This is a genomic window from Bacillus sp. SSR7, assembly GCF_055902415.1.
This window is the reverse complement of record NZ_JBVVXV010000021.1, coordinates 52,531-64,686: the sequence shown is the minus strand read 5'-3', so window position 1 is coordinate 64,686 and position 12,156 is coordinate 52,531. Positions and strand designations below refer to the sequence as shown.

Genomic DNA, 12,156 nt, shown 5'->3' with positions numbered 1-12,156 from the left:
TCTATGGACAAACTGTATTTTACACTGATGTGAATTCTATTTCTAAAGTAAATGAAGAATCTAATAAACAACAAGAAAACCATGTAGTTGGGGTAATAAATGATTCAGATTCTTATTATGTGACTGTTGCATATAAAGATGCTAATGGAAATAGTCAAGAAGTTACTATAAACTTCCCGAATGGTAATAACTCTAACTTTAAGAACGGTGAAAAAGTTAAAGTTGCTAACAAAGATCAATGGAAACATCAAAAAATCTATGGACAAACTGTATTTTACACTGATGTGAATTCTATTTCTAAAGTAAATGATAAATCTAACAAACAACAAGAAAACCATGTAATGAGTAAAGATAAAGAACAAAAACTCTTAGCACAATTAAAAAAACGTTCTGGTACAGTGACAAAAAAATCCGAAGATAGCCTAGAAATTTCAAGTGAAAATCAAACCATTCGTTCCCATGTTAATCCAAAAGTACTACCAAACATTCAGATAGGTGATACAGTAAATGTTTATGCTCAAGCATTTGAAATGGCCCCTATTCTTCTAAAGGACTTACCTTTCGAGGCAAGAAACGCGATTATTCAAAAAGGAAATGAACAAAATATTTTAGAGAATCAATACAAAAAAATCACAGGAAATGTTACAGGAAAATCTGATAATTCAATCTTAGTTTCAAGTAACAACATAACTTATGAAGTTGAAACTTCTACCGAAGTATTACAAGATATTGTAATCGGTGATACAGTAAACGTTTATGCTGCATCTTTTGAGTTTAGCCCTATTTTACTTGCTGGTGTTCCTGTGAAAGCTATTTCTCCGATTGTTGAAAAAACAAATTAATGTTCAGCATTCTATAAATTTGTTAACTTCATCCGAAAAGAACTCCTAAATAACATAGGAGTTCTTTTTATGAAGTTCTATTTTTTCTATCGTGCTCGTAAGACCTAGTATATTAATCGTGATTTACTATCTGTTCAACAGTAACTATCTTATTTTTATTTCTATAAATTTTTATCAAGAGACAGAGCTTAATTTACCCTTCTTTCTTTGAACTCCCCCACTCTCACTTCTAAATAAAGCGAACGTGTGGAATTCAACTGTTAAAAAAAAAAGCAAATTTTATAGTTATGCTATCAATCATACTTTTCGACATATTGTATGACTTTTTAATAAATAAAAGGAATTCTTCCCTTTTAGGGACTTAGACAAAAACACCCAGGTGACGTTTTATGTTGCCTAATACAAATTAGGGGGAATATGTATCATTTTCGAGGAGAAGAAAATAAACGGAAGACCAGTTTATCACTTAAAATACTTAGGTGAGACAGTAGCAATCTGTTCACGGAATGCTTGGAAACGTTGGGAAGTCAAGGGCATTACTATCGATATTTACATATCGGCAAAAACAAAGTTTCAATCAATAAATTTATTTGAACATAAATATGAATTGTATTTAAGAGGTATGAAATATAATAACTGATTTTATTTGCAAAGTTTCCTAACCCTAGTTACAATCTAGAAAAATGTGAGAAAAAGCAACGGTGATTACAACAGACAAGATTCCCGCTTTACTTAACGTGTCCAATAATATTGAAAGGGCAATGTTTTAAAAGCATACCACTCATTGCACAATCAAGCATTTGAATAATCTCACTACACAGGGGCATAAACATATCAAACGGCGTTATTCCAGATTTGCAGAATTTCAAAGTCTTCTCTATACTTCACACACCTTGAAAGGAATCGAAACCATTCATGCCCTATGTCCTATATTAACAAAAACGAAGTTTGACAATCAAACTTCGTTTTTTCGGTGTACATTTACGAAAGACGAAAAAAGAAGAGGGGTTTCCTCCCTCTTCACCAATAAAATCGAACATATTTACAATTAAGGAAGGGTCTACATTCATCAGGGGATGAATGTAATAATAATAGTTCACCTAGTGAATTATAACACGAATCCACTTCCATTAATAGATAATTTTAACATTCATGGGTTATATGTGGCAGAACTGTTAAACATTTTAATATTAAAAGGTTTTATATGATAGAACTAGAAAATGGCAAGTGTAGGGATAAAATATAAGGGGGATATGTATTATGTTTACAAAAAAACAAAAATTAGTAACAACCGTAACAGCTTTAACATTAGGATGTGGATTTACTTTCGGATTAACACCGGCATTTGCAGATTCTAATAAGGCGTCTGTAAGCACTACACCTATTCATTCTACTCATAAACAAGAACAAGATCCTTTTACTGGATATGTCATTTCAGTAGAAAAAAATTATTTAGTGGTTGCTTCTACATCTACAAAAGATGAAGCTCTCGCTTACCAAAATGATTGGTGGGAGTTAGTAAATCAAAATAAGATTTTAAGGGTTCCTATTTCAGATGGTGAAAATTACACTATAGGTGAACAGTTAAATGTTTATGCTGCTGCATGGACCAAATCTTTACCACCAATTGCTGTAATGCCTAAAATTGAAAAAGTACTTCAATAGATTATACTAAAAATAATAGGGCATTATTCTAATTAGAATGATGCCCTATTATTTAGCAAAAAACTGAATACGTAATATTTATATTCTTTTTCGTTGCTCTCTGATTTCCATCATATATTAACCTAATACTTGTCATTCTGTACCTGACGCAAGATCTTCCATCTCACATTACTGTAAAGATATTACTCGCTATCTTCATCTCTAAAATAGTAGTGTCGTTTACAATTCCATGACATACCCTTTAAAAGCATTAAGAAATATCTTATTTCATACCTCTATCTTTTACAATTTTACTGCTATCGCAAACCAATTTAATTCTTCAATTCTATTTTCACAGATTCATATATTCTTCTAAAGTCAGCTTTTTCTTATATATACTTTCAGCAATATCCCCTACGTAGCGAATATGCCACGGTTCATAAGCGTATCCAGTAATACTCTCTTTACCTTTTGGGTAACGGATAATAAATCCTGCACGATGCGCATTTTCTTTCAGCCATTTTCCTTCTTTCGTATTCGCAAAAGTTAGCTCTAGCTCATTATTTGCACTTTTAGAAGAAACATCCATCGTTAATCCTGTTTGATGTTCACTATGTCCGGGTTTTGCCGAGAAGCGATCAGTATGCTCTTGTCCTTTTCTTTTCACGTTGTTTGCATACAGGTTTTTTTGATAATCATAGGAGCGAAACCCTGAAACAGCATTTAACTGGATTCCTTCTTTCTTTGCTAAATCAAATAACTTTTCTAGTGCTTCTGCTGCCTCTTTACGAAGGTAACTCTTTTCTAACGTCCCACTGAATGAGAATGGTACATTTGGTACGACTAAATCCTCCGGTTTATAGTCTTCGGGCAATCCATATTCCTTATTAACTACAGCCTGTATACTAGCAAAAGAACTTGCTATGTTATTTGAAGTACTATTTTTCTCTCTATTTATGGAGTTTTCACGAGTTTCATAGTTTGTCTTTTTTGGTTCTTTGCCAAGAGATTGATTGGTGTAAAAGATAAAGATACCTAGTATTACAATCATACAAGTAAAAATCCCTACTAATTTAATTCTCATTATTCATTTCCTTCCTGCCACTCTTAATGTTTCTCGTTCATAATACTACAACCATATCAAATTCATATTAATTCGAAGTGAACTTTTGTTCTTAACATATTTCTTAACAGAAAGACAGTATATCCTCCTATTCGTTTGACACACTAAAGATACTAACACATAGAAACCAATTCTATTCCTACATATGGAAAATGAATCTGAAAATTTGTATAACAAGATTAGAAGTGTAGCATTCTATTATAGAAAGGTCTTGGTATAATGCTAGGTATTGATGTAAAAAAAACAAAAGAAGAGTTAATAATTTCATGGCAATTGGCGAAGATTACGATTCCATTACGTGATGTAATTGAGGTTACTGAAGATGCTACCTATGCGGGTATTGAAGATACTAGTGCAATCCGTATTGGCACTGCATATGGAACAACGGATTGTATTTTAATCAAAACGGTAAAACAAAATTTAATCCTTTTTGCTTATCCCTTTACTGTCTCGATAATTGAAACTATCCCTTTCCCCTTTATAAAATATAAAAATATTATAACCAAATCTAGTTACTGGTCAATCCTGCAATTTTTTAAATATGACACCATTATATTTTACATCTACATAAATATATCTATCAAACCTATTATATTTATATATAATTATAATAGGTTTCGGTATACTTATTAAAATACTATATCGCTTTTACGGAGGAAATGTTATGAAAAGAAAATTAGTTAAATTATGCTCTGCTCTATCTATTAGTACCTTAACAATACTTGGAGCTGGACATTATACTGCCCATGCTGAAGAAGTCTTTACTGATGTACCACAAAACCATTGGTCATTTACAGCAATACGTGACTTAAAAGAAAAACAGATCCTATCTGGATACGGAAATGGGATATTTGGCTTTGGAGATGATGTAACACGAGAACAAGTTGCCATTCTTATGTACAATTACCTCAAACCAGGAAATAAAGAAACATATACTAATCCTTATTCAGATATCAGCTCTCTCACAACCCACTACTCAAAGGAGATTTTATCTCTCACAAACTTAGGAATTTTCACTGGAGATGAACATGGTAACTTCCGCCCTAAGGAGACTTTAACACGTGCTGAAATGGCTTCTGTATTAACGAAGGCATTCCAATTAAAAGCAACGGGAGCATTTACTTTTAAAGATATACCGAATGGATATTGGGCAAAAGATGCAATTCATGCTATTCATTCCAACCATATCGCGGAAGGCACAGGTAACAATAACTATAGTCCATATATGAAGGTATCTAGAGAGCAGTACGCACAATTTATCTTTAATGCTATGAACAGGAATAATGAACCCGATAATAATAATTTACCACTTATACCTGTTGAAGAAGTTGGAGAAATTGGAGAGTCTCATGTTACTAATGGTGGAACACTATTTAAAGGATAAAATGCACTAATACAATATTTATAATTAACCATCTATATCTACTTTCGAATAATACACTGAAAGTTTGTTAACACTAGAAAAACCAAGTCTCCAATTCCCCTGGAGCTGAGCAGTTAGTTCATTCTAACTGCTCTTTTTATTTTTTATCGTCACCCTTCTATAGTACCTCCATATGTTGTATAGAGATATCTCCTTCTAAATTTTCATCGATGTCTCTTTCAAGTCCTAATGCACCTCTTAAAAAGAGCACTTCTAAAAAAAGTGCTCTTTTTACTTTGCATGTCACTCATCGTACAATGAATTGAGATTTTAACTTACGCATAATTTATGTAATTATTTCCAATACTAAGAATAGATTGGTAACAGCCGATCTGTATCCATAATGAGTCTCTGATTTTCTTGAATTCTCCCTGAGGCAAGGCGGCTATTTTTAATAGCCGCCTTGCTTGTATGGATTATAAATATTTACACATACTATTAACGGAATGGTTGAATCATTGTCATTGTAAAATGTTCAGCGCTTCCGCTCCTTAAGAGAACAGTCTACGCAACTGTTCTCTTTCCTATTTCCTTTTTTCACAGATATAATATGACAAGCGTTATTAACTCCGCTAAATTCAATAGCATTGCAACATTTTCAACGTTCCCTCAACAAATTCTCAATATTTTTCATGGACAACAGCACACTTTCTCAACAGTTTTAATATCTTAATATTAGATACTGAAAGGAGATGTTGAAAAATGACTTGGTTCATTATTTTAGGATTTATGCTTATTTTAATAATAAGCGGTTTTCATGCACATAGTATTCATATCATTTTCAAAATAGGTTCAGATACAAAAGCTGTGCCAAGTTGGTCTTTCGTTAATAAAATAAACTTCCAAACATTAAAAGAATTAATAAAAGGACTAAATAAGGATACACTTAAAATCCTTACAATAGGAGAACTTGTTATTCCTTTAAGTTTCTTTAATAGATTATTTGGCAAAACATTAATTTTTCTATTCCTATTCTTTTACTCTCAATACTTAAACTAACGTAATATGAGATGAGTTAAAGAATAACAATCACTAAGCGTAGCAAGCCAACAATCGATCGCCTATGATGAACTGGACCTGAAGAATTAAACAAAAAATTAAGCGGCTGTTTGAATGTGAGTCCGGTATTGTACTGGACTCATTCCTTTTAACTGTACTTTGATTTTTTTACGATTGTAATGACCTCTATAATTATCTAATACTATCTTAATATGATCTATACTTTCGAATTTTGTAAGATAAATTACTCTTGCTTTGTCTTGATCTGTAATTCCATCTCTTTTTGAACGAAGGCCTTTAACTTTTTTAAGTAATCGATTTCCATACGTAAACATTCATTTTCACCTTTTAATGCCTCTATAGCCTCTTCAATAGCTGCATTATCTAACTTGGATCTTGTATTTGTAATTCCCATAGCTGGATCCCCTTTCTTCTTTTATATAGGAAATCCATGTCTTATAAATCATATATTTCCCTTCATCTACGGACTATTTCAATGAATTCCTTAAGACAAACGATTCATTTATTTCCTTCGTATTTAATCTATTTCTAAACATTTCAGATATATTCTTTGATAAATCCCACTATATTCATTCCATATTTTTCTCTCCTAAATGAACCGTCGTACATATTATCCACAACATATTTATAGGTTTTTATATTATTTTTAACAAAATCTGTTTACATTTAAATAGACATACAACTTTAATCTGTCAACTCCACCTATATTGATAAATATAAAAAATCGGATTTATTCGACAATTCAATGACTTATAACAGGAAAATATATACATTAAATAAAACATGATATATCTTTAATTTGTAAGTTGTAGTTAGTTGGCCAACTTTCCATACAATTTAATAATTTAAAATATGGGGGATCTAACATGAATCAAGTATTAAGGAAAAGTAAGAAAAAAATGATGTATCTAGTTGGTTCACTTCTAATTTCTCTATCAATGTTTTCAACTACTAGTTTTGCAGCTACAGAAGGTGCTGTAAAAAGTGTTACAAATAGTACCTATACTGGGATTGCAGCTGATATAAATCTACCAAAATCAGTTGTTGTTAAAGATGGATATGTGAATTGGTATTTAGGTATTGGAGCATCTAAAGTTGAGGGTGGTATTTCCAAAACACCAAGTGGATATAAAGTATTTCTAAATTCAGGATATAATGAATCAGGTCAAAACAGTAAGTATTGGAACACACAGTTTGATGCGTCAATTAAAGATGGTGATCGAGTGAACCTTAAAATTGTTAATAACGGAAATGGTACGGTTACTATGTATGTAAATGGAAATCCTAGATATGCAAATCAGCCTGTATATGGCTCATTTTCTCAATATGAACCAGTAAAAATGGTTCAAGGAGTCGAAGATACTGGACGTAACTCCTTTAGCCAAGCTAGCTTTTCAAATGTACTTCTAAGAGCAGATACATCTGGGTCTACCTACAAAAGTTGGAACAGTTCAATTTCTTCCTCATTTTCAAGGCACGGTACTTATGGTAACAATTTCACAGTTTATTCTCAAGTACCATTAAGCGCAAGTTTACGCTAAAGGTGTTATTTGAATCATAATGTTTTTGTGAAAAAGTAGTTGCACTTGCAGCTACTTTTTATATAAATTACATTGTAATAGATATTCCAGCCAACATAAATAACTTCTTTCAACTTTTTCAAAAAATAAGCTGTTTTTTTAATGTTATGTACAAAAAAACGTAGAAATATTTAATTCCTACGTTTTTTTATAGGTTAATCAATTCATTCATTTACTATTACTATTCTTCAAATTCAGCAATTTCTGCTTTACGCTTTAAAAATAGTTCCATATCTTTATTCTCTCTTTTTATTAAACCAAGAGCATGTCTATGGTTTAATGATAATTCTTTATAACCCCACATGTATTCTATTGTTGTCGCTTTACTGAGTTTATAATCCGCAAAATACCATCCCAAAGGTAGTAAAGGAAAATTTTAAAAAATTTGCTTACAGAGACGCTTTTTTAGAACTTAATAGTTAAGTGTTTCATTCCCCTTAACTATTCAATTCATAAAATAACTTTAAAAACGCTTCAAAAGTTTCAGCTACTTTTTCAACTTTTTGCTTTTCTAATTCAAAATAGATAATTGTAGGTTCCTCAAATAGTGGATCGAAATAAAAACATATATAGTTCCCAAATTGGTCTACCATAAAAGGATAAACATCTGCAGGTAATTGTTTTTTTATTGCACTATATGTTTCCCAGATATTTTCACGATGTTTTTTATCAAAAGACAATAAAACTTTTGCGATTCGCTCTTTTGTTTCTTCTGTATCAAATACATTTGGTCTCGGTCGACCATAATTATTTTCTTCTATAACAGAAATATAACTAGTTGGAAATTGAATTTCATATTTCACTTCAAATTCATTTAATGACTGAATATTTTTCAATGGTTTTGTCAAAACCCAATTCATAGATATCCCCTCCGTTAACGATTTTCATTTCCGCCACCCCAAATACTACGTCCACCTGTATGACCCGTCTGTGCATGAACCGTAGTATCAACCAATTGAAGTGTTCCTGGATTTTCTGAATGATGCCAAACATAGCCTTCTGGCGTATCCCCAGCCTCGATTTGTTCTAATTGTTCTTCTGTAAATTGGCCTCGAATATCTGGATTATTTTCAACCGCATCTTTCAATTGACTATTTGCTTCTTTAAATTGTCTCGCATCAGAATCTTCATATCGTGATTCATCTAATTGAGCATCAAAAAGAGATTCAAATTTTGGAAAAACACCCTCTACTTTTGAACCATCTGGTATCTCTACTACTGCTTTTTCAAATTCAACTCCCGTTATTGGGTGTCGATCGCCTTCAAGTGACTCATTTCTACATATTATATATCTATCGTTTTCTGAATCTTTCTTAGAAAGTTCAATATCAGATTGATAAGTAGTCGGCATATCGTTTTGTTTTTCTAATGGGGAGGTTTCCTTTACCTCATCAATTTTCCCTCCCCTTACTTCTGATACAAGACTAGCGATTAAAGACATTAAACAATCACACCTTTCTGTTTATATTCAAACCATTGTAAATAATACTCTTTAAAAGATGGATCTAACTTGCAATAATATATCATCAATAATTCTTGTATTATCTCTAAATATTCGTTATGTTCAACATACATCGCTAATGCTTTTTTGAACTTGTAATCGTAATCTTCAAATGTATATCCTGTGCGTGCAAATGCTATAATTTCACTGATAGAAACATAGCTATCAATTACCTCGCCTAATAAAGCCTCATTCCCTTTTAATAAAATTGTTAAGGGCTTATTTTCTATTAATTCCTCTATAATTTGTATCTTAATCATTACATTTAAATTCATATTTTTCTTAAATGCTTCAATTAAAGATTTCGCATCATAGTTATTAGAAAGTAATTCTTTCAAAACAAATGACGCTTGCTCCCTGCGTTCTCTTAATTGGGCTTTCAAATCAAACACATAGTTATAAGCTTTAGGTTTATCAAAAGCTTGTACCTTACATAAAACAGGCTCTAGCCAATCATTTTGATATACAACAGATACACCTGTTTCTAATTTAGAAATTTCATTAAGCTGTTGTTCATTAAGAGCTGCTGCTCCTCCTACCAATAAGCGATCTGATGCGTCTGGAAGACGTAATATAATTTTCGTATTTGTATTACGAATAGCAGACGGGTCTAATAAATTTGGTGACTGGTCTACTATAATAAACCCTTCTCCATAGGTACGCATTTCTGCAATACTATTCGTTATCATTTCCACCGATTTTCCTTGTAGATTTGCACCTTCATCTGATTGAACACCTGATGTTCTACGTAATAAATGGTGCGCTTCTTCTAATACTGTCACATGCTTCAACGGTGTATTCGCCGTTTGTGTAAACCTCATTCGATGTTCTTGTAATCTCATAAATAATATTCCCATTACAAGTGATTTTGTTTCTGCGGACCCAATCAAACTCAAGTCGATAATACAGTTTTGATCAAATAAAATAGTATTGTCAATTTCATCTTCAACAAAAACATTACTCAGTAAACCAGTTGTTAAAGATTTTACACGTGTTACCAATGCGCCTACATAATTACTTTTAACTTCCTCTGAGTATCCAGACTTTTCAATGACCTTAGGCAAAACATCAACTAGTTGTTTCATAGTTGGATAATATGCAATTTTATTGAAATTTAAAGATGTCTCTAGTTGCCAACCACAACTCCTATATACTTCTTCTACAGCTTCTCTCAAAACTGCAGGCATAGCAGCATACATTGGCCAACATGCATTAAAAATCTCAATCAATCTTTCAATATGCTCTAATACATGTATTCCATTTGGGAAATAAAATGGGTTAATTTTTAACAACCTTGTGTGATTTTGATTAGTCCCAAATACATTTACATTACTGTAACCACCAAAAACCTGTTTATATTCTCCTTTTGCTGGTTCAATAACAAGGAAACGAATATTTTCTTTTAATAGCTCATCTATCATTTGATAAATCGTATTTGATTTACCTGATCCTGTTGAGCCTGTAACAAACGTATGCATAGCCAAACTGTTAATATCCAGTTTTACAGCCGTTTTCTCTATATCACCCATGTAATAAATTTCACCCAAATCAATCGACCTTTGTTGTTCTTTATTAGAAGGCGACGAAATATTACGACCAAACTCAGCCATTTCTATAACTGGTAATCCGTTAACCGATTTTCTAGGTAAACCACACGCTATTGAAAGCTCTCTCGTGTTTACAAGCGTACTACCTGTGACAATATCTAAACCTGCTTGATTTACTTGGAATTTTGGATGTTGTAATTTTTTTAACGACTCACGCATTGGCAAATTATATGGATGCTCAGCATTCCATATATTAATAGCAGAACCTTCTATCGCTGATTCAGTCCCTCTAATAATAGCTTGATAATTCGTAGCAGCTACCGTTGCAGTTTGCTCATCGTCCGCTAAAAAGTATGCGGCATAATGCCATAAGCCTAAATCGGCTGCACTATTTAAACGTTCCAAATGCAAATCTATTTTTTTTAGAAGCTCCGTAATTCGCTTGTCTTCCATATGAACCTGTAGCGTTTGCGTAGAACCTTCTGTTGTTGTAGATCCACTTGTAACATTTTTAGCAGTAGCTCTTGAGCTTCCTGTCGTCGTTGTAGATCCACTCGTATCAGAAAATGTTTCAGAGTGATTCGTACCTGTAGTTTTACTACTATTTTTACTAGCATTAGCCCCCAGGCCTATAGGCGATATGGAAATGCCGTTTGATTTTCCATCAGTATGTGATTCATTCTTTCCATCTGTTTTCGAATTTGTATAGCTTTGTGTTAAACCAATACTTTCATTGACAGATTCCGTAATTCCTTCACTAATACCTTCTGCTAATGCCAAACTTTCATTTTTTCCAGCGCTATACTCGACTTTTTGAAATTTAGATAAGGTCGAGTACATGTTTTCATAACCTTGCTTAATACTGAATAATTGTTCTGAAGAAACAGTATCTGCTAATAAAATCGCTGAAAACTTTTCACCATACATTGCATTTATTAATTTTTCGAGTCCTTGAACATACGAAGTTTTTTCAGTATCTTTCATAGCTGGAATTCCTGTAACACTAGCCACAGTTCTTCTCAAACGCTCTTTATTCCCAGTAACAACAGTATTTATTAAGCTTGCGTAATCACTATTTTTTACTTTACTTAATTTTGTGCCTGGAAAGTTTCCTTTCATGCCCTTTATTAAACTTTCTTGAGCTGTTGAAACTTGCTCTGAACGAGTTCCTATGAAAAAGTTTACTTCATACCCATCACTATCAATAATTAAAACTAAAGAATTATTTAAATTACCTAAGGTATTGTATACATTTACGAGTTTTTCTGTAATGTCTTCGTTTTTATCATATACAATTTTTTCTATTTGAAATAAACGAATTTGACGATCTGTGCTATTTTCATTTTGAACTAGAGTTTGTCCAATACTAACAATTTTATAATTACCTAACTGATGTAAATAAGCTTTTTCCATTAATTTTGTAGCATTATTTAAAGCTGGTTCTACTTGTTGCTGAAGTGCCACTAAATCATTCAT

10 protein-coding genes and 4 pseudogenes are annotated in these 12,156 nt (G+C 32.2%); 7 read left to right on the top strand and 7 right to left on the bottom strand.

All coding sequences use genetic code 11. From position 1 onward, the window contains the following. The 3 genes and pseudogenes from AC0NJG_RS26260 to AC0NJG_RS26250 form a co-directional block, all read left to right on the top strand. Positions 1-842: pseudogene (locus tag AC0NJG_RS26260) on the top strand (S-layer homology domain-containing protein); the annotation flags it as partial. 698 nt (positions 843-1,540) lie between these two features. Continuing rightward, positions 1,541-1,894: pseudogene (locus AC0NJG_RS26255) on the top strand (DDE-type integrase/transposase/recombinase); the annotation flags it as partial. A 208-nt stretch (positions 1,895-2,102) separates the two neighbouring features. After that, the gene (locus tag AC0NJG_RS26250) at positions 2,103-2,507 is read left to right on the top strand and encodes a DUF3221 domain-containing protein (protein ID WP_087952278.1); all 405 of its coding nucleotides are present in this window, start codon (positions 2,103-2,105) and stop codon (positions 2,505-2,507) included. A gap of 331 nt (positions 2,508-2,838) precedes the next feature. On the opposite strand, the gene AC0NJG_RS26245 is transcribed toward AC0NJG_RS26250, so the two are convergent. After that, positions 2,839-3,570 carry a M15 family metallopeptidase gene (locus AC0NJG_RS26245; RefSeq protein WP_087952277.1) on the bottom strand — a complete coding sequence of 244 codons (732 nt, stop codon included), beginning with the start codon at positions 3,568-3,570 and terminating at the stop codon, positions 2,839-2,841. Between the two features lie 258 nt (positions 3,571-3,828). Between AC0NJG_RS26245 and AC0NJG_RS26240 the strand changes: the two are divergent. From AC0NJG_RS26240 to AC0NJG_RS26230, 3 genes and pseudogenes are all read left to right on the top strand, one after another. Then, a pseudogene (locus tag AC0NJG_RS26240) lies at positions 3,829-4,077 on the top strand (SunI/YnzG family protein); the annotation flags it as partial. Between the two features lie 196 nt (positions 4,078-4,273). Next, the gene (locus AC0NJG_RS26235; RefSeq protein ID WP_474063629.1) at positions 4,274-4,993 is read left to right on the top strand and encodes an S-layer homology domain-containing protein; all 720 of its coding nucleotides are present in this window, start codon (positions 4,274-4,276) and stop codon (positions 4,991-4,993) included. A gap of 741 nt (positions 4,994-5,734) precedes the next feature. Continuing rightward, positions 5,735-6,031: a hypothetical protein gene (locus tag AC0NJG_RS26230; RefSeq protein WP_474063628.1), complete on the top strand. Its 297-nt coding sequence runs from the start codon at positions 5,735-5,737 to the stop codon at positions 6,029-6,031. Between the two features lie 98 nt (positions 6,032-6,129). Here AC0NJG_RS26230 and AC0NJG_RS26225 read toward each other — a convergent pair whose 3' ends face one another. Further along, positions 6,130-6,237 carry an IS3 family transposase gene (locus AC0NJG_RS26225; RefSeq protein WP_223838211.1) on the bottom strand — a complete coding sequence of 36 codons (108 nt, stop codon included), beginning with the start codon at positions 6,235-6,237 and terminating at the stop codon, positions 6,130-6,132. A 38-nt stretch (positions 6,238-6,275) separates the two neighbouring features. Then, complete coding sequence (locus AC0NJG_RS26220) at positions 6,276-6,446, bottom strand: hypothetical protein (RefSeq protein WP_474063627.1); 171 nt, start codon at positions 6,444-6,446, stop codon at positions 6,276-6,278. Positions 6,447-6,918: 472 nt separating this feature from the next. Between AC0NJG_RS26220 and AC0NJG_RS26215 the strand changes: the two genes are divergently transcribed. Continuing rightward, positions 6,919-7,593, top strand: coding sequence for a hypothetical protein (locus tag AC0NJG_RS26215; protein ID WP_097864866.1), 675 nt, complete (start codon positions 6,919-6,921; stop codon positions 7,591-7,593). Between the two features lie 220 nt (positions 7,594-7,813). Here AC0NJG_RS26215 and AC0NJG_RS26210 read toward each other — a convergent pair. The 4 genes and pseudogenes from AC0NJG_RS26210 to AC0NJG_RS26195 form a co-directional block, all read right to left on the bottom strand. Next, positions 7,814-8,002 (bottom strand): annotated as a pseudogene (locus AC0NJG_RS26210) (hypothetical protein); the annotation flags it as partial. Between the two features lie 67 nt (positions 8,003-8,069). Then, complete coding sequence (locus AC0NJG_RS26205) at positions 8,070-8,492, bottom strand: SMI1/KNR4 family protein (protein ID WP_474063626.1); 423 nt, start codon at positions 8,490-8,492, stop codon at positions 8,070-8,072. A gap of 14 nt (positions 8,493-8,506) precedes the next feature. Further along, the gene (locus AC0NJG_RS26200; RefSeq protein WP_097952613.1) at positions 8,507-9,073 is read right to left on the bottom strand and encodes an HNH endonuclease; all 567 of its coding nucleotides are present in this window, start codon (positions 9,071-9,073) and stop codon (positions 8,507-8,509) included. Beyond that, a complete protein-coding gene (locus tag AC0NJG_RS26195; RefSeq protein WP_474063625.1) occupies positions 9,073-12,156 on the bottom strand; it encodes an ATP-binding protein in 3,084 nt (1,027 codons plus the stop codon). The genes AC0NJG_RS26200 and AC0NJG_RS26195 overlap by 1 nt, the downstream gene beginning before the upstream one ends.